Consider the following 23,235-nt stretch of genomic DNA (forward strand, 5'->3'; position numbering starts at 1 on the left):
ATGGGGATTTACTTATCCACAAGTATTTTTATTATACATTATTTTTTTTTAAAAGCCAACAATAATCGTGTTTTATTCATTGCATTTATAAATACCTCGATTAAAACACTTCATAAAGTACAGGGCTAGTATCTGCAAGATTACTGAAAACCAAATAATTAGATGACCATAACTAGAGAGAAAACCTACTAAAAAGCTAGGAAAAATGGTGCTAACGACCCCCATCCCAACTGTTGCAGTACACATACCAGCATTAATGCCACATACCTGAAAAGCTGAAAAACCAAGGACGGACAGTATTAAACTAAAAACTGATGTTTTATAGGTTCTTGCCAAAATTATCTTCTCTTTTATATTTCTAACTATGCAAGAAACAGAAAATGAAAAACTAAACATGAAAATAATCGCAATATATTTATGAACTCCGCCAAAAACACCTTCGGGTAAAAGAAAATAAGAAAGGAGAAAAGCAAGCACAAAAACAATCTTACAGTATATGCTGGACATTACCTTTTGAAGATAGATATTTTTCATTTTTTTGTAAACAAAAACCCCTTGTTTTAAGAAGGGGTTTTAATGTGTTATTTGTGTTTTTTCAATGTTTCAACCAAACCGTCTTTTGGCTGAACGCCTACAAACTGTTCAACTATTTTACCATCCTTAAAGACTAGTAGGGTTGGAATGCTCATTATTCCAAACTTTGAAGCTGTTTGCATAGCCTCTTCTGTATTTAGCTTACCAACTACAGCTTCTTCTCCCATTTCTTTAGCAACTTCCTCGACAATTGGACCTTGCATCTTACAAGGAGCACACCAATCTGCATAAAAATCAACTAAAACTGGTTTACTTTTAGATGCTTCAATTACGTCAGTATCGAAATTAGCATCATTGAAATGTTTTTCCATATTTTTATTTATTTAATTATTAATTATTTATTATTGTTTAATTACTTTTATTACTTGTGCTGGACAAACTTCGCTTGCGTCGCTATTGCATCCTACTTCCTCTATCTCAGCTTTGACTGGATCAACCTTGCCATCATCAGCGAATTGCCAATTATCACACATTGTGCAAGCCCCACAACCGAGGCATTCATCTCTATTGAATTCAATTTTATAACTCATAATATATTATTTCTTAGTTATTTCTTTTATCAATTTCTGCATCATTTCTTTACTCTCTTTTTTACCAGGATCTTTTAAGCATGTGTTCATATTTTCTTCAATATATTTATCCATAATAGAAGAAATAGCAGATTTAACTGCTTTCATCTGATTGATAACCAAATAGCAGTTTTTCTTTTCTTCAATCATCTTTTTTACTCCGTTGGCCTGCCCTATAATGTTGTTTATAAGTTGTTCAGTCGTTTTCATATTTTTAATTATAGTTTCAATATATCACACACCCCCCAGGGGTGTCAAGAAATAACAATCCTATGAAAACCTTTTTAACAATTCTTGTCTAATAATAGCTAAATCTTCATCACTTAGTTCATTGTCTAGGGACTCAAACTTATCACAAATTTTTATTATTTCTTCATCTAGCATCACTCCCCCTTCTGGCATAGACTTCATGTCAAAAACAGCTTCCATAACTATATCAGTTTCCTCATCAGAAAATCCTGCTTGGAATAAAACATTAATAAGGTCCCCGATATCATCGTCTGGGACAACCACATTCTCAAGCTCAATTTTTTCTGTATTGTTGTCTTCCATTTTTTTAATTTAATATAAAAATATACTAACATTTTTTGGGACATCCATCAATCTAGAACAAAATCCATTTTGGGACATCTTGTTTATAGGTAGAATATATTAAGCCAAAACGTTTCATTAGGGCTGGCTCTTCAAAAAATATCACATATACGTTAATAAAGACAACTATAAACAAAAAATAATAAAGTAGAAGAATATAACCTAAAACAAAAAACTCACCTAAAATGATTGAAAAATAGCAAAGATACATTGGGTTTCTAGTGTGCTTGTAAATACCTCGCGAAACCAAATTTTGATGAGGTTCAATCGGAGCAGGAGTCCCCTTCCCGAATATTGAAAATAGACCTGTGCAGTACCAAAAGTACAAAGATGAAGCAGATATCAAAACAATCCCCATAAACCATAGAATATCATTCTTTAAAATAGCAAAATCATTAGAAATATTCAAAATAACTAAAAATGCCGGGATTATGAGCATAAATAAAGATCCAGCAGCTAGCCCAGCGATACTTGCTTTTAATATTTTTACAAAATTTATTTTCATAGCATTAGCGAGATAACAGAAAAATAAATAAGAACCGAGAGGGTGTCTTGCAAAATAGTTCCGAAGGGACCGCTGGCATTCGCTGGATCAATTTTCATTCTATCTAGGATAAATGGAATAATAAGCCCCGTAAAAAGTGCTGACATTATGGCCACGAATATTGCCACACTAAGAACAATACCAATTTGAAGGTTCCTATAAATAGCTATATCTAACATAAAAAAAGAGACTGCTGAAGCCACAGCAATCAAAAACACAATGAAAAAATTTCTCAAAAAATATTTTAAAAAAGAAAAACCGTTGCCAACTGCTAAATCTCTTATTAAGAAAGTTGACATTTGAGTACTAACAGCACTTGCTATGTATATGACTAATGGAATAAAGACTATCAAAATTACATTAGTATAAATCTCTTTTTCGAACACTCCAATTATTTTAGCAATCAATAAACCTCCCAATAGCCCAACGAAGAGCCATGGGAATCTATGAATAAAAGACTTAAAAATAGAGATATTCATTATATTGTCAAAGTTCCCTTTTGAGTTTAAGACACCGGCCATTTGAAAGATATCTTTCTCTGTTTCTTTATGCAAAACTCGCAATATATCATCACTTTGCACAACACCTAGAAAATAACCATTTTTGTCTACAACTGGTACTGCCTTAATTTTGTACTTCAAGGCCTTGTAGACAATTTTTTCCTGGTCAGTACTTGATCTTGAAACAATTAACTCGGAAGTCATTATTCGCCTTATCTTAATATCTTTTTTTTGCCTAAAAATTTCCTTGATTGAAGCAACGCCAGCCAATTTTTTCCTTTTATTTACAACATAGACGTAATTGATAGAATCAAATTTATCAGCATCTTTTATTAAGAGTTTTTCTATTCCCTTAATATCTTCGTCAATATCAACAACAGGAACTAAAGTAGTCATGATTTTCCCAGCTGTTTCTTTTTCAAATTTTTTAATATTGTTTTCCTCCATATTTTTATTATATCATTTATTCACAATAGCCTAAAGACTTAAAAGGATATATAATTAATAATATGTTTAATAAGAGAAAAAAACCAAAGGATAAAAAAATATTCAACATAAATATTGTTAGCTGGTTTCTTGGCATAGTTTTTTACTTTTCTTTTTTTGGCTACGTTTGGTCCCTTGATTTAATAAATGCAGTTATCTTCCTGTTAATAGCAATAATAACTTTTCCGCCTAGCTACAAACTTCTGGAAAATCAATTAAAAAAGCGTTATGATTTTAGCCTTGGAAGTATTCACAGACTTGCTTTAATAATTTCTTTATTTATAATTTTTAACCTCTTAAATCCATCTGAGCTTAATAAGGATATAAGTTTAGAAAATTTGGATGATATAAAACCAAGCTCATTATTAAATCAATTTGAAAACACGGAAGAAAAAGTTGCGGAATCTAATGAAAATATTGAACTCAAAAAACTTACTAGCTATAAAGTAATAGACGTTATTGATGGGGATACAATAAAAGTAAATATTGATAATCAAATAAAAACAGTTCGTCTCATTGGTATAGATACTCCAGAAACAGTCCACCCCGAAAAACCAGTCGAATGCTTCGGCAGAGAATCTTCACAAAAGTTAAAAGAACTTCTCTCGGGAGCTGAAGTTTACTTAGAAAAAGATAAAACTCAAGACAATCTAGACAAATACTCACGTCTTCTCCGTTATGTTTATCGTAATGATAATTTGTTTATCAATAAATGGATGATTGAGAATGGCTATGCTTATGAATTTACATATGAAATACCCTATATTTACCAAAACGATTTTAAAGAAGCCGAAACAAGCGCCAAAAATAACAAATTAGGCTTATGGAGTGACGATGTTTGCATTGACTTTGATTCACAACCAACAGAAGAAAACAAAAAATATTGCCTAATAAAAGGCAATATTTCATACAACACCGGTGAGAAGATATATCATCATCTTGGATGTGATGAGTACGAAAAAACTATCATAAATACAGCTAAGGGTGAAAAATGGTTTTGCTCTGAAGAAGAGGCGCTTAAGGCTGGCTGGAGAGTGGCAGAAAGTTGTCCTTAATTTTGTTTCCTTTTGATAATCACCCAATAATATCGCCAATGAGAAAGTGTGTGAATGAAAGCGATAACAGCCATAACCATTCCTATTCTAACATGGAGAGTTAAGAGTTGCGGATAAGACATCACGATTAAACCATAGTCAATAATAACTGCCATCACTATCCCCAGAAATGCTGAAGCTAGAAATGTAAAGAGTAAAACCACATTCCAAAATCGTCTTTGGTTTATTTTCTTTACTTTTCCAAATTTAACAAGCAAAAATGACCCAAAATAAAAAAGAAGGGTGAAAAATATTATTGTTAGCGTGTTATAGGCCTCTGCCATAATTTTGATTTTGAGTGGTTGATCTATCACAAAGTTTGTCGTAGTTTTGGTCAGTAAACAGAGTGCAGCGACCTGGGAGAGCACAAGCAAGACCACGAGGGCAAGTATTAGCTAAATTAACTGATGGTTTATCTAAGTTTCCATTACCATTCTTTATTATTTCATCATCATTGTCCTGTGTGTTATTTGTGGTATTGCTATCGCTAACTGAACAACCTTGAACAAAAATCATCACCAAAAGATAGCCAATAAAATATATTGATGTTTTTTTAGATTTGAATATATTCATAAATTTGATTTTAAAGTTTAAACATTATAACATATAAACATTAATTAAAAAAAATGAGAGTCCCAACAAGAAAACCAGGTATTTATACTCACGACAAAAAAGACCCCCACATAACTGAGTCTAAGTATTGTAGTTTAAAAAATAAACTACAAGTTTTAAAAAGCAGAAGACCAGCCTTGATTGATGAGGTTAAAAGACTCGCTCTTGATGGAGATTTTTCTGAAAATCACGCCTACAGCCTAGCTAAAGGTAAACTAAGAGGTCTTAATCAGAAAATGCTAGAGATAGAAAATCATCTCAAAAAATCAATAATCATAAAGAAATCAAAATCGAATTTTATTGAAATTGGGTCCACAGTAGAGGTGGAGGTGAACGGGAAAATAAAAGAATTAACCATACTGGGATCAAGTGAAACAAATCCAAGCACTGGCATAATATCGCACCTCTCCCCAATCGGTGAAGCCCTGATAAATAGAAAAGTTGGACATGAAATATCTCTAAATATTAAAGATAGAACAATAAAATATAAAATAATTAAAATAAAATAAAACTGTGATTTAAAGGTCACAGTTTTATTTTTAAAAATCTCTAAACTTTTTTCTTACTTTTATTCGTAGTCTTTTTGATATTTTCTAATTCCTTTATTGTTTTTTTCATTTCTCTCATCTTTAATTCTCTACCCACCACCAAATCATTAAACTTTTCCATCTCCTCAACTTTTTCCTCAAGTTTTTTCTTATCTTTTTTTTGCTCAATTAGTAATTTTTCTTTTTCTTTATTAATTATTTCTTCTTTTTTGAGTTGATTTTTAATAAATTCGGCCGTATTCCTTACTTCAGATGTTTTCTTATCAACTTCTTTTCTTAATGACTTTGTTAAAAAATAACTAAAGAAAATTCCAGTAACTGCAAATGAGGCTAGAGCTATAAAAGTAAAAAACCAAATATTTTTCATAGCACTATCTAATCCATGATATGCTTCCTTTTCTTCCCATACTGTAAGTAGAAAAATCTTTTTGTCTACAGCCTCAATTGGTTGATAATTAACTACTTGATTTTCTCCATTAATAACAAATTCTATATATCCCTCTTTTTCTTCTTTAAAAATACTTTCTAAATCATTTTTTACTGCTTTGTATTTTTCCAATGTTAGAATATTTTTTCCAAGATAATCATTAATCCCTGAGGTAATAATGTTCCCATCAGTTTCCAGCAAAAAAGATTCATTATTATGAATATGTTCAAGAAAGAAAGAAAGACTGCCAAAAAAATCGTTTGCATTAATAAATGAATCGACAATACCGTCAAAGTCTCCATTCTTGATTACTGGATATTGGAAGGCAATGCCTGGAAACCCCTGTACTGCGTCAAAGATATCACTAAATACGGGACTCATAGTTTTCTTGAGCTTGATAACGTGTTCCTGCCCACCAATATCAATCCCAATTGCAGAATCATCATTCGGATAAATATATTTTATAATATTGTCTTTATCTATTCTGGTAAAAGCGTGGACATAATCCTTGTTCCTCTCATAAGCTCCTTTCAATAAACTCAATCGGCATTCTTCACTGCAATCATCATTTGAATAATTTTCAGATATATATTCTAACTCCTTTTCCATATCTTCAAATAGCTCAAGAAGTTTTTCTGACAAAAGATTACCTATCTCAAAATATTGTTTTCTATGGTTGTCTTTAAATTGACTCTTTAAATTATTAATAGTTGAGATAGAACCAAAAATGAACATCCCACCAACTAGACTGAATAGAAAAATAAGAATTATTATCAAACTTGTTCTTTCTAGCTTCAAAATTTTAAAATAATATAATAATACTAAAAGAAACACAACAACCACTAAAATAGAAATAAACAAATATATATATCTAAGATAATTAAAATTAAGAACTTCATTATTTTTCTGAACCAAGTCCTGGTCAGGCTCAATAAACTCTTTCTCATATTCATCTAAATACGTGGTGGCAGCAACACTTAGCCCAATACCGTCAGCCGTCTTAGCATCTACTATTGCGATATACATATACTTTTGAGTTATAGTCCCATCTGCCTCTTCCCATGCATAGACTCCATCAGAAACAAGCCCACCCTCTGATTTGGACATAACATCCCAAAAACCTGGGAGCTTATTCTTTAAGGTATGTAAATCTAAATCTACTATTGCTGGATTAGTATGGTAGCGAGCCACTAAAGTATTATAATCAGTCACTGCAGTATAACCAGTTTTCCCAACTAACTGCACGGCGATTTTCTGAAAATATGGGTCTTCTTGAAAATCTTTCACTGTCATTTCCGGGTTTCCTCTTAGGTAAATTTCCACTTGCTTAGCAACATCCTCCGCTTTTTGCTTTATAGCTAATTTTGAATATTCAAAGGAGTTCTTAATATTATATTCCTCTATATATTCTTCCGCGGTTTTTTTATCGATATATGAAGTAGCTCCTACAAATAGTTTCTTATTATCTGCTGTGGGGGTATCCACACAAGCCGTAACCATATATTTATCTGTTAAAGTCCCATTGCTTTCTTCCCATTCATAATATCCAGATGAGTTTTTGCATTTAGGTCCAATTGATCCGCCATGAATTTTCCACCAATCAGGGAGTTGTTCTTTTAAAAGATGGGAATCTGTATTTACTAATTTCTCTTGTGGATGAAGATAAAAATAACCTGATTCGCTATCCACAAGCCCTGTGTAACCTTCATCTCCGAGCCTTTGAACAGCAATAGATTTAAAAACATCATCTTTTTGCAAATCTTCAATCGTGAGCTCGGGGTGATTTATTAAGTACTCATCAATTTTTTCGGCAGTTTCCTTTGCGTACGATTGAATAAATTCTACATCAACAGATTTATTTTCAACGAGAATCGGAGCTATCCATTCATTGTATATTTCATCAAATTGCCCACTAATGATAATTTTTGACAATCCATCATTAAGCCTAGTTAATAATTCTGCATTCCCTTCTTGCACAGCAAAAGTAAAGTCTTGTTTGAAATTATCAATTTGAGAGACTGCAATAACATTATTTATTCCTAATTTTTTTATTAGTTGTTTTCCGACTATTTCTTGAATAATAATTGCGTCATATTTTCCTTCAGCCAGTAGAGTAAATGCTTCCTCATAGCTCTCAACTGCAATAATGTTATCTGATACCTTCTCGCGTCGTGCAAATTCCTCGGCATTATCTCCTGCCATTACAAGCACTTCTTTCCCCCATAGGTCAGATAATTTATTTATATTATCATGATCTCTTCTAACAAAAATATTTCCATAAATAGAAATATAGGGAACGGTAAAATCATACAAGACTTCTCGCTCTGGAGTTCTCCCAACCAAAGGTAATACGTCAATTCTTCCTTCTGTCAAATCTTCTTTTATTTCAGACCAAGGTCCAACATAAAACTCAACATCTAGATCCACAGCTTTAAGCGTAGCCTCTAATAACTCAACAGAAAAACCATCTGCTTGACCATCGTTAATAACAGAAAAAGGTGGATAATCGTATTCTGTTGCTGATTTAATAGTTGGAGTGGTTACTTCTCCATCAACAAAAAAATTGTCATTGCCGACAGCATTAACATGACTAAAGGTTATTAAACCTGAAAAAATTAATAGTCCTAAAAATAAAATCCTCCTTGTTATATTCATTTAATTATTATACCACAAAAAAACTCTATTTGTAATAAATATGATGGTTTAGAACAACAACTATTTTAAAACTCTGTTTTTGCGTTTAAAGACAAAATATTTTATCTTCCTCTTCCTCTCCCATTATTCACTTTCGATGGATCTTCCTTGTTGGGCCCCTTCATTTTAATAAAATGTTTAGCATTATTTGTAATAGCTTTTGTTGAATTTATAATACCATTTATATTTTTTTGATCTTCATTCTCTATGGCTTCAGTAACAGTCTCCACTCTCTTGTCTAGTTTCTCGAAAAGAGCTTCAACGTCTGTTTCGTCATAGTCATCATCTTTTAAATCAATCTTTAGAGCTTCAACTTTTTCTTTAAGTTCCAAAAGTCTCTCAGTATTTTCTAGGTCTTCTGTTATTCTATCGCTACTATTTTCTCCTTGTCCCATCAGTCTGTCGTCTGATTCAAGATTATTTGAACGTATTTGTCCATTATTAAATTTTGTAGAACTAGCATTTCTCATCATTTCACCCCTTCCGTTATTATTCACTTGAATATTTTCTCCAATGTTATCCATCGCCGATGCAATATTTTCTACTAATTCATCATCCTCTTCAATACCGACAAAAGATGCTATGTTATTTAGCTTTTCTCTTTGATTTATACGACTTTGTTCGCTTCCATCTCCTTCTTTAAAAGCGATCTCTCTAGCCTTTTCCTTCAAAGCAACTGCCGCCTTAATTGTATTTGAGATAGCCACTCTGTCTTCATTTTCTTTTATGTTTTCACTCAAAACTTCTGCTTCACTCAGCCTTCTTTCAGAAAATTTTTCATATTTTTCTTGCTTTTCAATATCAGTATTCGCTACTTTTAATTCAATCTTTTCTATAGCTAATTTAACAGGATATAAAATATGTTTTTCATTTACCCCAGGGCTTGCATAACTATACAAAGGGAGTCCAAACAATAAAGATAGAAGTAAAACAAAAGAGATAGCTCTATGTTGAAATTTCCTATTCAAAAGAAATTCAAAACTAAAACTTTCCTGAATAATCAAAACATATAGTTTATATTTCAAATTCATTTTTTTTACCAAACTCATTTTAGGTTTTGGTAAGCTATTCAATTGTTTATCTAACTTATTCATATTATTCAATATCTTCTCTTAATTTATTCAGAGCTCTGTTCAGCTGTACTCTAACCGCATTCACCTCTTTGTCTAAAATTTCGGCTATCTCCTTGTTGTCCAGTTCGTCAACATATCTCATTATTACAACTTCTCTTGAATAATCATCCAATTTTCCAATATGCTTCATTATTCGCTCAACCTCAATGCTTGTATTTATTTTTTGCAAAGTTTCAACTGATAGATCCAGAGCACTCTCAAGGTCAACTTCCCTCCCTCTCGTTCTATAGTGATTTAACAAATGATTTTTAGCTATTCTGTATATCCAGGACTGAAAAGATCTAGTTTCATCGAAGCTATCATGACTCTTAAATGCTTTCAAAAATATTTCCGAGCACAAATCCTCTGCCGTTGTCTTATCAAAACCAACTCGATACCAAATATAGGCATAAATCTTATCAACATACTTATTATAGTTCGCTAGAAAATTTTTATTGTCTTTTGACATAAACCTGTTAAATACTCAGATAATTATAGCACTTTAGCAGTAAATCATCTTTTTTTCAACTGGCTTACCTTTTATATGAGATTCTTTTATATTATTTTTTGGCCCAGGCCACCTTCTCTGCCTTCGTCATTCACCTTGTCTTTCCTCTACTTTTGTTCAATGAGCTCATTATACTTCCTTTTTCTTGTCCTGACATTTTACCACTCTTTTTTAATGAGTTTGTAAGGTGAGCCATTTCACTAACGTATTGACCGTGATTTTTGTAGCCATTATCTTCACCCTCATATTCTCCATTGTGATTTTGGTGTTGATATTGATATGAATAGCCGTCACCGTCATTATCGCAATCGCCATCTCCATCACAGTCGCAATTACAATCATTGTCGTTATTATTAACGCCTTCATCAATTCTACCATCGCAATCATTATCAATGTTATCATCAAGTTCCGTAGCCCCAGGATAAACTGTATCATTATTATCATCACAATCATCGTCATTATCAACGTAACCGATTGGAGTATCAAATGCTTCAACAAAGCTAAGAGCATTTCCGTAACCATCTCCGTCGTTGTCAACATAATAAGTATTAAATACTTCATCAACAATTTCGTTGCAATTATTATCAATATCATCATCAAGTTCAGAAGCTCCTGGATAAACTGTATTATTGTTATTATCACAGTCACCATCGTTAGCCACATAGTTATTTTCAGCAACGCAAGCAAGTATTATATTAGTGTCAATACCATAGCCATCGCCATCACCATCGTAATAAAAAGTACTTTTAACATTCTCATCGATTAAACTATCGCAATCATTATCAATACCATCACAAACTTCACCAGCATTTGGATAGATGCTTGAATCATTATCATTACAATCAATATTATTTTCTACAAAACCTTCTGGAGCTTCCATGGCAATACTTGTGCTAGCATCACTTCCATATCCATCTCCGTCCTCGTCAATATAAAATGTTCTATCAACAAAGCCCTCATCAACATCACTATCACAATCGTCATCAATTGAGTTATAAATTTCTGTTGCTCCTGGGTATACATCCATATCATCATCATTACAATCATCATTCAATGAAGCATATCCGACAGGTGCTGCGCAGGACTCAGTAGTACTAGCAGTAAATCCATATCCGTCAGCATCATCGTCTAGATAATAAGTAGTTGTTACTCCTTCATCAACACTCCCATCACAATTTTGATCAACTCCATCACAAATTTCAGTAGCATTAGGATTTGTACTTGAAGCCATATCATCACAATCGCCACTTACTTCTACATAATCGATACTTGGAGCCGAGCAAGCTAGTGTTGAAGTACCAATTTCTCCAAAACCATCAGCATCAAAATCATAATAATAAGCTGTTTGGACTCCTTCATCATCTATATCCCCACTACAATTATTGTCTACTCCGTCGCAAAGCTCATCTGCTTCAGGGTGGATTGAACTATCATTATCATCACAATCACTAGAATCTAAAACATAACCAGATGGAGAAGTTGTACTAGCAATTGAAACAGCAGAATCTCCATACCCATCACCGTCTGTGTCTAGATAATAAGTTTGCGTAGTGTCGGCATTTACAGCAAATAGAACTCCTGCTCCAAAAACTAAAGAAAGTGAAACAAGCGCTACATTCGCCAAAAGATTGTTTGTAAATTTCATATATTTGTATTATTAATTAATACTCCTTGTACTAAATAATACACAAAAAAACTGCAATCATTACATTGGCTAATTGGCTAATATTAAAGACTTAAATTAAAGTAGAAATATAAAATAGTAGAAATAAGACTGGTTGGTGAGCTAAATATACAAACAAGGAGTTCTTTCCCAAATAAGACATACTTTTTGACACAAAGTTGTTGTTTTCAAAATTGAATATATATAACCTATCACTACCCTTGTAAAACAATTGCGCCCAGAAAATGCCAAACAATACTATTCCAAACCAAGGAAATATTGGAAAATAATCTAATGTTGAAAAATTTTCTGGGATGAAACCAAAAGGTAATACAAGGTGAATGACGAAGTCAGAGAGGGTGGCCTGGGCCAAATAAGAAAAATCAAAATAGTTATTTTTCAATATCCCCCCGCCAACAATAAACAAAACACCAATAAATAAATTTAGATACCTTAGTTTAATAAAAAAATAAGAGAGAACAATTGCTACACCTATGAAATGTAGTATTCCAAATATTATGTATTCACTGGGAAATATAATTCTTGTAACGATGGTTATTAAGACCCCAAAAGAAAAAACTTTCAAACCTCTTTTTAAAAACGTTCTAAACTCTGGATTGGATTTTTGAGAACTCAAGAATGACGAAACACCAACCAAAAATATAAACAGAGAAGCAGTCAAGGTTTGAAATATTTTCCAAAAACCAAAACCAAAATTGACTTCAACGCTATAAAAATAATTCAAATCCCAAACAAAATGAAAAACGACCATCATAAGAATAGCCACCCCTCTCATAAAATCAATTTCCCAAAATCTTTTAGACATATTATTTTTTTATTTCCTCAACTATCTCGGGAAAATGCTCTTGATGAAAATGACCTCGGTCTTTGTATGTATGTATCTTGGCATTTGGTAAATCTCTCCTGTAATATTCGACTTCTTTATATGGCACTAATAAATCATCCTCACTTTGATGTAAGTGAATATCTTCGCACTGCTCAGAAACACCGTCCAATGTCTGATTTAATGCAAAACTTCCTATTTTATCAGAACCTGAGTGCGGAGCTGCTACAAGAATAAGTTTTTTTATTTTTTTGGGAAAATTATTTTCAGACAAATACTTAACTAAAAATATACCTCCCATAGAATGTCCAACGAGAACAACATCTTCTTGAATATAAGGGAATATTCTCTCAAACCATATTTTCCACTCCGCATATTTAGCATTGTCTTTATTCGGCATACGAGGAGCAAATACTTCAAAATCACTTCCCAATTCATCTGCCAAATTATCCTTCCATCCTCTCCATGATAAAAATGACTCAACAGTCACTTCTCTATTTTTTAGATAATTAATATATTCATCATAAGAATCAAATGAATTTGCCCCATGTATAACAATAACTTGTTTTTTCATATTTTTAATTTATCTATAAATCCTCCTTTTATTATATCACAAAAAAAGACGCGTTTAAGCGTCTTTTTCTATTTAAACTATCTTTTGTTTATTCCATCAAAGTCTCCTCAATATTATTAATTCCAGCCAACACAGCTTCTAGCTGTGCTGGGTCTGTTGAGAAATCATTCATTCCCGCTCTACTCCAATCATAATCAAGATGATTTAATCTAGCGTATTGGTCTTCTTCCCAAACATGAACTGACCATCCCCAAATCTCGTCTGAATATTCTTTATTCATCAAATTCATCATATCAAGTAACCAAAGCTCCGCTCCTGGTGCTTCTCTATTCACGGCAAATTCGGCAAGATAAACTTGAACTCCATATTCCTTATAAAAATTACCTACAGTATCTGCAAAAAGATTATCAATCATTTCATAATTCCAAGTTGTTTCGCCATAATGCTCTTCGTCATAAGTTCCTGGATAAGCATTATATTCAACATTACCATACCAAGCCTCCTCTTGAATAGTAAACTGAATCGGTCTGTAGCCATGAACTGATGCTGCTATATTTTCATCATTCAATACAGCTATAGATGGAATCCAATCAGATAATGATTCTGTTTTCCAGGAATATGCTGGAGTTGCAACTATTAAATGAGTATCATTATTTTCTCTAATTGTATCGATTAAGCTATCTTGTAAATCATACCAAAGATATCCTTTATCTTCATTTGGGTCATAGTCTGTTTTTGGTTCTGGTTCATTGAACAATTCATATACAACAGCTTCACTGTCTCTATCTTTCATTAATTGAGACAATTGATCCCAAACCGTAACAAGAAGCTCTCGATATTCTTCACCGGCACTTATATTTTCTGCAACATCCCACATCCTAGTATCTTTTGGCTTGTCCTCTGAAATAAACCAACGATTTAATCCTGGAATTTCATGAACATCAACAATAACTTTTATTCCATATTCTTTTCCTAATGCTAAAACTGAATTTAGCTTATCAATATTTTCAGGCAAGATGGTTCTTGATGAACTAGCTAAATTAAAATCAACGCTCGGTTCTAGAAGATCACCATCCATTAGCATTAAACGAACAGTTGAGACGCCATTTTCAGAAAAATATTCAAAATCATTTCTACCTACTGTATTATAAACAGTAACTCCACGATTATAATCTTCATAAGTTACTGGGTCTACAACTGGATCAACTATCGGATCCTCATCAACAGAGTCTTCAATTACTAGATCTTCGTCAATTGGTTCGTCTCCATCAGGAATAACATCAAAAGCTTTTTTACCATACAATTCGAATCCTTCTCCTGTATCTAGATAATACCAAAATTCTAAGTGACCAGCTTGAGCATTATAATATGCTGGGAAAAAATTACTATAAGCCCAGCCAGCTCCAACGTTTTGCCAATCAGTATCATAAGTCCACATTAACTCTTCTCCGTTATGCAATTCGACTCTATATCTATGGTCAACATAAATATTTCTAACCTGTGCCATTAGATAAACGTTTTCGCCTTCGTTAAAAGTATTGCTTACTTTTAGTGGTTTTAGATTCCAATGATCATTATCTCCTCCATGCTCCCACTCAGTGGCAGTCACAGCATGATCAAAAACTAATTCATCCATTTCTCCTTCAACTGAAAATGCCTTATTCTCAAGAAGTTTATAACCATCTCCGGTATTTATATAAATTCTAAATCTATAATTACCTGGTTGGGCATCAGAAAATGTTGGTAAGAAATTTGCATAGGTCCAACCTGTTCCAACTTCTCTCCATGGGGTTTCATACTCCCACAACATATCATCTCCCTTAAGAACCTCTACCTTCCATTGATGGTTGCGATAAATATTCTTTACTTGAGATAGTGCAAAAATTGTTTCTCCTTTAGAAAAAACATTTTTTTGCCCAGTTGGTTTTATATCCCAATAAGCCCCTTCGTTCTCATCTCCATGTTCCCAACCAGAGCTTAAATATGTATGACGATAAGTGTGTTCTTCAAGATCTCCCACAACTCTAAAATCAGTGTTAGCAATATTAAAAAATCCTACGCCTGTATCAATATACACCTTGAACTTATAATTTCCTGGTTGTGTATTAGTATAGCTTGGATAAAAATTACTATATTCCCATTTTTCTGCAACTTCAAGCCAATCAGAAGAATATTCCCATTGTTTTGAACCTTCTTTATAGAGTTCAACTTTGTATCTATGATCAAAATATATATTTCTCGTCTGAATCATCAAATTAACATCCTCTCCAACATTAAACTCAGTTTTTTTACCAACAGGTTTTATATCCCAATATTCATTATCGGATCCATAAGCCCATGACGTAGCAGTAGTAGCATGATGAAAAGTATAGGGATTAACATTACTAGGCACCTCATTCAATACAGTAAATTCTTTGGAATTAATGTGTTCATCTCCATTTCCTGAATTTAAATAATACTCAGCACGATAATCACCAGCTGGTAAATCACTATACCAAGGATTAAAATTACTATAATGCCAACCATAATCCCCTGGATTATAATCAAGACTTACTTCCTTGTACATGTCTTCTCCATTATAAATTTTTACTGTCCAGGTATGAGCAACATTAATATAACCAGATTGGGCAAAAAACTGAATCTTTTCTCCTAAATAAAATTCCTTTTTTTCGTTTACTGGGCTAAGGTGCCAATATTCAGATACACCAGCCTTCCAACTCTCGGCAATAGAGGTTGTTATTGTATAATCATTCAATGCAGCAAAGCCGGGTTTTACACCAGCAAACGCTAATACTACTAAAATTAATATGCTCATTTTAATAATAAGATTCTTGAATCCCATATTCTTTTAATTAATTTTTAATTTGATTTTGAATCTTATTCCTTTATGAATACTTTGTCAATATACATTAATGTTATGAAACATTTTGGCATTTTTATCAACTACAACAAATTATGCTAACAAAAAAACGAGCGTTTAGTTACACTTGTTTTTTTGTATTTCGTTGATGTTGTTTTTTACTTTTGCAAAACTGTAAATTCAGTCGATCTGATACATTCACTCTTTTCTTCTTCATCGGCTATGTTGTCACAAACCGCTATGTCATTTGTTTTTACGGCAACATTGTTAAAACACTTTTCTTTTGTCCCCTTCTCTTCAATTACCTCACAAAATGAAGCATCTTTGGCTTCCAAGGCAGCCCCATAGGCACAGTCGTAACGACTATCATTATTTTCTACATTAGAACAAGCATTCGAGCTTTTATCTTTTTTGGCTATCGCTGCATAACATCTGTTTTCATATAATTCTTGATCAATTTGATTACAAATATTTAAATTTGAAGTTCCCAATGCAATACCTGAATAACAATTATTTCTATCACCCCCGCTATCCATCTCGTTACAAATTGTAAGGTCTAATTTCTTTACCCCAATAGCCGATAGGCAACTATTACGATAGGAAGATTCTTCTATGTTCACGCAAAGTGATTCGTCTCCTACTTGCTGGGCTACTTCGGAAATACACTTGCTTTCATCATAAAGCCTGCTTTCAATTTTAGCGCAAATTGAAATGTCCTTTTTATTTTTTGCTATTTCTGAATAACAACCGTTGACCCTAAATGTGTCCTCTATCTTTGTACAAATATTTTCATCATTTTTCTCAATCGCAATATCACTATAGCAAGAGCCTTGAGCTCTTTCAGCAGATACCTTCGCGCAAAGATTTTCATTCTTTGTGCTTAAGGCAATCGCACTATAACAAGTTCCCTGTCTACTATTCCCGGAGATGCTCGCGCAAATTTCTGCATCCTCCTTTACAATGGCGACCTTAGAAAAACAAGAATCTTTTTCCTTCTCACTCTCTATTAAATCACAGATACTCTCATCTTCTTTCGCTTCAGCCACACCCTCCAAACATCTTTCTCTTCTGGCGGCGTCTTCCGTCATTTTCAAGCAAAGTTTCGGATCTTTTTTGTTAATAGCTTTATTCATATCTGCATCAAGAAAATCAAACACTCCGCATCCACTCAAAAAAAACATGAAAAATAATGAGAAAAAAAACAAATAACTTTTTTTCACCAAGAGGGTAGTTGCTTCACTGCACATAGACTTATAGTTAATATTTAAATTTTAATTAGTTTTTTTATTTAAAATAACTAAAAACAATTGACAAAAATAAGAAAGAAGAGAAAATAGTTTTTTTTATTTTAAGCATATGATTCAAACAAATCACTAAATCTATTATAAATTTACCATTTTTTAATACAAATAACAAATATAATTAATGTATTATACATCTTGTTACATTTTACAAATACACATTAAAAAAGACCCTCCATTGCTCTGGATAGTCTTTTTTATTATAAGAAAGAGTGATTTATTTCTTTTTCTTCGCTGCAACTTTCTTAACAACTTTTTTCTTCACAACTTTCTTCGCTGCCTTTTTAACAACTTTTTTCGGAGCAACAGGTTTCCTTGGTTTTTTTACCTCTTTCTTCTCTATTAACTCTTCGTTTCTTATTTCAAGTTTGGCTTTTAGTTCTTTAGCAGGCTCTTCGACAGAAACTCTGGCTGATAATATCTGTAATATGCTATCTAATTTAATATTCAGCATCTCAAAATCTTTTTTATAATTAGCTGAAGAAACAACGTTGCTATTACTTATGGCTCTATCATTTTTTTCACTTTTTACACCTTTTCCAAAACAGTCGCTACAAAAAACTGGTTTATCACCGGTTGGTCTAAAAGGGACTTCGCAATTGACACCACATTCTGAACAAACCGCCCTATGCATTTCTCTATCCTCAGAGAAGGTTCGATTATTAGCCCTTCTTTCATTTCTACTTTTATTAGAGGTATCTTTGTTGGCAAAACAATCACTACAAAAAACTGGTTTATCGCCAGTTGGCCTAAAAGGAACCTCACAACTAACTCCACAATCAGAACAAGTTGCCTTATGCATTGTTACTGGTCTATCTGACCCTCCGCCTCTTTTAAAGTCACGGTCTCCACCATGTCTTTTAAAACCACCAAACCCTCCATCTTTTTTAAATTTTCCCATATATTTTTAAATTAATAATCAATATTACCTAAATATAGTGTAGCTCCTTAATCTGAATGAGTCCATAGCAAATTATTTTTAACGTAAAAATTTTCTCAATTTTGAGGATTTATAAATCTCTGGTTTAAAAGACTCTAGTTTTATTATTTTTGTTTTTCTCAGCCCAAATTCCTCTAGCCTCGTATCAAGGTGTTCAATAAAAAATTCCTGATCATATCCTAGACAAATTATATCTGGGCGATGTTCTTTTATGATTAAATACTTATCATCTATATTCCCCAAAATAACATCTTCAACAAGGCCACTATCCCGAATCACTTCAACTCTTTTCTCCTCACTATTTGTTGGGAGTTGTTTTTTTACTTGATTAACTGTTTCATCTCTTGCAACGACCACAATCAAATAATCTCCAAGCATTTTTGCCTGCCTGAAAAAATCTTCATGTCCTTTGTGAAAAACATCAAAAGTTCCAAAAACCATAAGTCTTCTTTTGCCGAATGTCTTCTCGATCATTTTTTTTAATATTATTTTTTCCAATCACTAATCATAATCCCCTCCCCGTATTTTTTCAAAACCAACTTCTGACCTTTTCTCCATTTAAGCAAATCGAGCACCTCTCTAGGCAGGGTCACACCTAGGCTATTGCCATGAGCATAAATTTTTCTAACCTCATTGTCTTTAAGTTTTCTACGCATAATAATGACTTTAATTTTTAAGTATACATTATAATATACATTTTAATGTATACCTAAATTATACTACAAAACAACTCTGTCCGGAACTGTTGTCTACCGGCTGAGACTCGTGGAGGTTTTAAGACTGATTTTAGAAATTCTAATATATTTTTTATACCATAAATAATTTCAGTCTAATGCATGTTTGGCTCTATTGTGTATATGAATCAAAGAATGTAGACTATTAGAATAACAATAAAAAAATAAATAAATGACTTCCGTAATTATAGAGTTTTTAGTTTTATTAAACCCATTCGCCCTTTTTCTTTACTTACTTCCCGTAATGAAAGATCTTGACAACAAAACATTTAGACGGGTTATGGTTAAAGCATCTTTAATTTCTTTTTCAATCTACTTTACTTTTATGATAGGTGGTGATTTTATTATGAATACAGTATTTAGAATTCACATGGAATCTTTCCGAATATTTGGTGGGATTATAATTTTCGCCTTTGCCTATATTTTTATAGTCAAAGGAGGAAAGGCTATGATCAAACTTAGGGGAAATATAGATGAACTAGCATCCGAAATTGCCCTACCCTTCATGGTCGGAGCAGGAACTCTTTCTTTGGCAATTCTCTTGGGCCACAGCAAAGGACCCCTGACGGGCGGATTAACTCTATTATTGACTATGCTAATTAATTTTATAATTATCATGAGCCTAAAAATATTTCGGGATAACATCACCAGGAAAAAAATCCGCATGGTATTTGACCATAACATGGAAATTTTCCTCCGATTAAATGGTTTTTTTGTTGGAGCAATCGGCGTTAACATGGTTAAACAGGGTATAGAAAATATTTTAAAATAATATAGCTTTAATCTCAATACTACAAATAACATTGATTAAAACAAGCCTCGAATGAGGCTTGTTTTATTTTGCACGGGCTCGTGGAGGTTACTAGAACTGAATTTATTAAAATAAACAGCACAATTTACATTCCAAACTTAAATATTTATGATAAATAAATTTTTTTCCAATTACCTCCTAGGTATCAATTTTATAGCGAACTATTGGAACTATTGGGGTCAGATATATTAAGTCAAGTTTTTTTGAGATATTGTAGATATTGTAGAAATTGTTTTAACTATAATATTCTCTTTGCTCTCTCATCATACTAAACACTATTTTAATATTCTGTCTCATTAAACATTTCAAAGCTTGTTTTTTGCTTTTCCCTTCTTTTATCTTCCTAACAATAGGTACTTTTTATTTTGCACGGGCTCGTGGATCTTACCTGCCTGACGGCAGGCAGGTTAGAACTAAATTTTCAATGAGTAGTGATGATTTTACAACACTATTCATAATAATTACTTATTCTATTTCGTAACTACGATAACACAATCAAACACACCCATATTGCCTATCAGCAACTATAATGATAACATTTAACCAAGGTTAAGCAATAATTATAAAACAATGAAAAATAAAAAAATAGTTTTAATTCTAGCTGTGGTTTTAATCTCTGCAGCACTCTATGTTAGCTTAAAGCCAGAATCAGACAAAGTGATAATCTCGGACGAGCCCAGAAGTCTTGAAGAAATTAACGAAGAAAAGGGACCTGCACCTGATTGGTTGCAAACTCTTCCTGACTATAGTTTTAATGACGTAGAAATAAGCGATGATAAATACTCCTACGAATATTCAAAAGAAACTAGCGCCAACGGCAATGTGGCACGCTCAGTCGAATATATAAAAAACGATGAAAACAAGTATGCGGGTACTATTAAACTAAGCTTTTCATCTAAAGAAGAAACATACATAGAAACTATTCCAAAATCATTTGCCAGCCACGTAGATCAATTAAACTTTTCCATAGAACCGAGTAGAATCATCAACCCTGATCCAATAATTGAATTTAGCAATATTGAAGGAGACTTGAAGATAAACTCCAAAGAGATTATAGACCAAGAAAAAGTCAAAGAGAAAATAGAAAATCAAATTATAGATACAGAAACTAAACAATGCTTAAAACTTGTTGGGCCAGAAAAGTACAGCTGTATACTCGGAATCGTATCAAAATACAGAGACAACGAATATATAAAAAAGGAATTGTCCACTTTTAACATGGCAGATCTCTTGGGTGGTGCTAGCATCGCTGTTTTGGATAAGGATCTAGGAAAGTGTAAGTACATTAAAGAAGAGTCAACAAGAAAAACCTGTTATGAATATAGCTATCAAGTCTTGGTAGAAGAGTGCAACTCCAAAACCGGCAAAGACTATAGAGACTGCGTCCGAGATACTTCCTGGCAACTACCCAATATAGAAACACGCAGACTTTTCTGCCATCACATAGATGATCAATCTATGTACCTAGAGTGCCAAGGTAAAATAGATATGAAAACTTGCAAAGAGATAGAAAATGAAGACCAAAGACTAGTCTGCCAAATCAATGTTGCTAAAACTGGGAAAAGCATAAAGGCATGTGAAGATATAGAAAGTAATGACGGCAAAGACCTTTGTCGTGCTATGCTAGGTATCGACAAGCTAGATAAAAGGATTTGTGACATTGTGAAGGACCCTTACTTCAACGGCGAGTGTAATCTAAAAGTTGCCATGGCAAAAGATGACAAAACAATTTGCCAAAACATTAAACACGAGGACTCAAAAGATATTTGCTACTCCTACTTTGCCTTAGTGAAAAATGACACTGAAGGACTTAATTGCAATAATATCAACGAAGAGTTTATGCGCGACTTGTGTGAGCTGAGTCAGGCCCTTAAAGAAGGAGATGCTAACAAGTGCGAAAGCTACGGAGGTGAAGACCATCATGTAAACTTGCTGTGCTACGCAGCCATTGCTGTGAAACACAACAGAGCAGAACTATGCGAGAAAATAACAGGAGCAAAGGATGAAGAACTTATACCTATACAAAATAATATGAAAGATGCTTGCTATGCCAAAATAGCGGAAAATACAAAAAATGAGGAGCTCTGCCAAAAAATAATAAATGAGGATGTAAAGAGAGCCTGTATAGAAAATCTAGAAGAACCAGACTTCCCTGGCGTCAGCTGCAGCGATGTACCAGCGATGATATGTCCAAGTGAAAGAAAGGGTGGTGGCTTTGAAACTATTGACGGAGTGAATGGCGCCTACATCAGGTGCACATATAAAAACCCCCAAAGCAATCTCGAGATTGGCCCTCTACACAATGAAATGCATCGCCTATGCTTGGACAATGAGAAATATTGTCAAAAATGGGAAAAGCATGGTATGTACAAAGTGTACTACAAGTCTGGCATTATCCAAGTTGCCACTCAGTACACAAATGGGAAAACTGACGGATACAGAATAAACTGTTCTGAGACAGGAGAGCTCACACTATGTGATATGTATGACAATGGAAAACTTTTAGGGTCTTGCATGCCATAATATTTTTAAAAACTTAAAGATACAATAAAACAGCATCTTTTCGAAAGATGTTGTTTTATTGAGGAAAATGGGGAAAATGGGGTCAAGTCTTGAGTCTTGGGGAAAATGGGGTCAAGTCTTGAGTCTTGTATTTTAACCTTTTTGTTTGTTTAATTATTCGACTGATGCTTGCATAGTGCATTGCCAAATATTCGCTAATCTCTTTTTGCGAATAGCCATATTCGTAATATGCCTCTGCTATCATTTTGTTTCTTTCTGATCGATTGTCTGCACATATTATTTTTTCCAGTTTAGGTCTAGATAGCTGTCGTGACTTTTTAACAATTTCTTTATTATCTTTCTGTTTTCCAATATAAATCTGAATATTATCCAGAAACTCTTGTGAGCCCAAAATAATATTACCCCTCAACTCTCCCCAAAAATCAATGTCTTCAATTCTTTCGTTGATAAAATTTAGGTATTTTGTTTTACCTCCAAAAATATCAATAACGTTTTTTTTCTTAACTAGGTCGTCTTTTTTTTCTTTTCTGGCGATAACATCTTTATGACTTGACCATTTCCACTGCTCGGGTCTTTTAACTATTTTTGCTCTAACAGGATTTAAAATTATGTATCTGATTAATTCTCCTAAATAGTTTTCTTTTTCTACTAGAATGGATTTATATCTGCCTTGAAATAGGTGCCCCACTCTCTTATGAAAATAATT

25 protein-coding genes are annotated in these 23,235 nt (G+C 33.0%); 4 read left to right on the forward strand and 21 right to left on the reverse strand.

The features are described from left to right. Window positions 1–72 precede the first annotated feature (72 nt). The 7 genes from PF572_03535 to PF572_03565 are packed head-to-tail and all read right to left on the reverse strand — an operon-like array spanning window position 73 to window position 3,245. Window positions 73–534 carry a hypothetical protein gene (locus PF572_03535; protein ID MDA3840138.1) on the reverse strand — a complete coding sequence of 154 codons (462 nt, stop codon included), beginning with the start codon at window positions 532–534 and terminating at the stop codon, window positions 73–75. Window positions 535–581: 47 nt separating this feature from the next. Next, window positions 582–905 (reverse strand): thioredoxin, encoded by a 324-nt coding sequence (trxA, locus tag PF572_03540; GenBank protein ID MDA3840139.1) that lies wholly within the window; start codon window positions 903–905, stop codon window positions 582–584. A gap of 30 nt (window positions 906–935) precedes the next feature. After that, the gene (locus PF572_03545) at window positions 936–1,124 is read right to left on the reverse strand and encodes a ferredoxin (protein ID MDA3840140.1); all 189 of its coding nucleotides are present in this window, start codon (window positions 1,122–1,124) and stop codon (window positions 936–938) included. A gap of 6 nt (window positions 1,125–1,130) precedes the next feature. Continuing rightward, window positions 1,131–1,373 carry a metal-sensitive transcriptional regulator gene (locus PF572_03550; protein MDA3840141.1) on the reverse strand — a complete coding sequence of 81 codons (243 nt, stop codon included), beginning with the start codon at window positions 1,371–1,373 and terminating at the stop codon, window positions 1,131–1,133. 60 nt (window positions 1,374–1,433) lie between these two features. After that, a complete protein-coding gene (locus PF572_03555; GenBank protein ID MDA3840142.1) occupies window positions 1,434–1,715 on the reverse strand; it encodes a hypothetical protein in 282 nt (93 codons plus the stop codon). A gap of 52 nt (window positions 1,716–1,767) precedes the next feature. Beyond that, window positions 1,768–2,259 (reverse strand): isoprenylcysteine carboxylmethyltransferase family protein, encoded by a 492-nt coding sequence (locus PF572_03560; GenBank protein MDA3840143.1) that lies wholly within the window; start codon window positions 2,257–2,259, stop codon window positions 1,768–1,770. Continuing rightward, the gene (locus PF572_03565; GenBank protein MDA3840144.1) at window positions 2,256–3,245 is read right to left on the reverse strand and encodes a magnesium transporter; all 990 of its coding nucleotides are present in this window, start codon (window positions 3,243–3,245) and stop codon (window positions 2,256–2,258) included. The genes PF572_03560 and PF572_03565 overlap by 4 nt, the downstream gene beginning before the upstream one ends. 62 nt (window positions 3,246–3,307) lie before the next feature. Between PF572_03565 and PF572_03570 the strand changes: the two genes are divergently transcribed. Continuing rightward, a complete protein-coding gene (locus PF572_03570; GenBank protein MDA3840145.1) occupies window positions 3,308–4,339 on the forward strand; it encodes a thermonuclease family protein in 1,032 nt (343 codons plus the stop codon). Here the strand turns inward: PF572_03570 and PF572_03575 are convergent. Together PF572_03575 and PF572_03580 are read right to left on the reverse strand one after the other, a co-directional pair. Next, window positions 4,336–4,662 carry a hypothetical protein gene (locus tag PF572_03575; GenBank protein ID MDA3840146.1) on the reverse strand — a complete coding sequence of 109 codons (327 nt, stop codon included), beginning with the start codon at window positions 4,660–4,662 and terminating at the stop codon, window positions 4,336–4,338. The two genes, PF572_03570 and PF572_03575, sit on opposite strands and share 4 nt — an antisense overlap. After that, window positions 4,646–4,951, reverse strand: coding sequence for a hypothetical protein (locus PF572_03580; GenBank protein MDA3840147.1), 306 nt, complete (start codon window positions 4,949–4,951; stop codon window positions 4,646–4,648). Before PF572_03580 ends, PF572_03575 begins: the two co-directional genes overlap by 17 nt. A gap of 53 nt (window positions 4,952–5,004) precedes the next feature. Here PF572_03580 and PF572_03585 point away from each other — a divergent pair, with 53 nt between their 5' ends. Further along, complete coding sequence (locus tag PF572_03585) at window positions 5,005–5,499, forward strand: GreA/GreB family elongation factor (GenBank protein ID MDA3840148.1); 495 nt, start codon at window positions 5,005–5,007, stop codon at window positions 5,497–5,499. Window positions 5,500–5,539: 40 nt separating this feature from the next. On the opposite strand, the gene PF572_03590 is transcribed toward PF572_03585, so the two are convergent. The 11 genes from PF572_03590 to PF572_03640 form a co-directional block, all read right to left on the reverse strand. Then, entirely contained in the window at window positions 5,540–8,620 is a 3,081-nt protein-coding gene (locus PF572_03590) for a transporter substrate-binding domain-containing protein (protein MDA3840149.1), read from the reverse strand. Between the two features lie 101 nt (window positions 8,621–8,721). Further along, window positions 8,722–9,753 carry a DUF5667 domain-containing protein gene (locus tag PF572_03595; protein ID MDA3840150.1) on the reverse strand — a complete coding sequence of 344 codons (1,032 nt, stop codon included), beginning with the start codon at window positions 9,751–9,753 and terminating at the stop codon, window positions 8,722–8,724. A gap of 1 nt (window position 9,754) precedes the next feature. Next, window positions 9,755–10,240: an RNA polymerase sigma factor gene (locus tag PF572_03600; protein ID MDA3840151.1), complete on the reverse strand. Its 486-nt coding sequence runs from the start codon at window positions 10,238–10,240 to the stop codon at window positions 9,755–9,757. A gap of 130 nt (window positions 10,241–10,370) precedes the next feature. Continuing rightward, entirely contained in the window at window positions 10,371–11,924 is a 1,554-nt protein-coding gene (locus tag PF572_03605) for a putative metal-binding motif-containing protein (GenBank protein ID MDA3840152.1), read from the reverse strand. A 91-nt stretch (window positions 11,925–12,015) separates the two neighbouring features. Then, window positions 12,016–12,768: a heparan-alpha-glucosaminide N-acetyltransferase gene (locus PF572_03610; GenBank protein MDA3840153.1), complete on the reverse strand. Its 753-nt coding sequence runs from the start codon at window positions 12,766–12,768 to the stop codon at window positions 12,016–12,018. A gap of 1 nt (window position 12,769) precedes the next feature. After that, window positions 12,770–13,360, reverse strand: coding sequence for an alpha/beta fold hydrolase (locus PF572_03615; GenBank protein ID MDA3840154.1), 591 nt, complete (start codon window positions 13,358–13,360; stop codon window positions 12,770–12,772). 88 nt (window positions 13,361–13,448) lie between these two features. After that, window positions 13,449–16,202, reverse strand: coding sequence for a hypothetical protein (locus PF572_03620; GenBank protein ID MDA3840155.1), 2,754 nt, complete (start codon window positions 16,200–16,202; stop codon window positions 13,449–13,451). 176 nt (window positions 16,203–16,378) lie between these two features. Beyond that, complete coding sequence (locus tag PF572_03625) at window positions 16,379–17,467, reverse strand: hypothetical protein (protein ID MDA3840156.1); 1,089 nt, start codon at window positions 17,465–17,467, stop codon at window positions 16,379–16,381. Between the two features lie 271 nt (window positions 17,468–17,738). Continuing rightward, window positions 17,739–18,422 (reverse strand): hypothetical protein, encoded by a 684-nt coding sequence (locus PF572_03630; protein ID MDA3840157.1) that lies wholly within the window; start codon window positions 18,420–18,422, stop codon window positions 17,739–17,741. A 78-nt stretch (window positions 18,423–18,500) separates the two neighbouring features. Then, a complete protein-coding gene (locus PF572_03635; GenBank protein ID MDA3840158.1) occupies window positions 18,501–18,935 on the reverse strand; it encodes an adenylyltransferase/cytidyltransferase family protein in 435 nt (144 codons plus the stop codon). A gap of 11 nt (window positions 18,936–18,946) precedes the next feature. Continuing rightward, window positions 18,947–19,117 (reverse strand): AbrB/MazE/SpoVT family DNA-binding domain-containing protein, encoded by a 171-nt coding sequence (locus PF572_03640; GenBank protein MDA3840159.1) that lies wholly within the window; start codon window positions 19,115–19,117, stop codon window positions 18,947–18,949. Between the two features lie 250 nt (window positions 19,118–19,367). Between PF572_03640 and PF572_03645 the strand changes: the two genes are divergently transcribed. Beyond that, window positions 19,368–19,967, forward strand: coding sequence for a hypothetical protein (locus tag PF572_03645; protein ID MDA3840160.1), 600 nt, complete (start codon window positions 19,368–19,370; stop codon window positions 19,965–19,967). A 609-nt stretch (window positions 19,968–20,576) separates the two neighbouring features. Then, on the forward strand, window positions 20,577–22,529 hold the full coding sequence (locus tag PF572_03650) for a hypothetical protein (GenBank protein ID MDA3840161.1): 1,953 nt from the start codon (window positions 20,577–20,579) through the stop codon (window positions 22,527–22,529). Window positions 22,530–22,611: 82 nt separating this feature from the next. Here the strand turns inward: PF572_03650 and PF572_03655 are convergent. Further along, on the reverse strand, window positions 22,612–23,235 hold a 624-nt coding region (locus tag PF572_03655), incomplete at its 5' end, for a hypothetical protein (protein MDA3840162.1).

The sequence above is a fragment of the Patescibacteria group bacterium genome (genome assembly GCA_027858235.1).
GTDB lineage: Bacteria > Patescibacteriota > Patescibacteriia > Patescibacteriales > BM507 > BM507.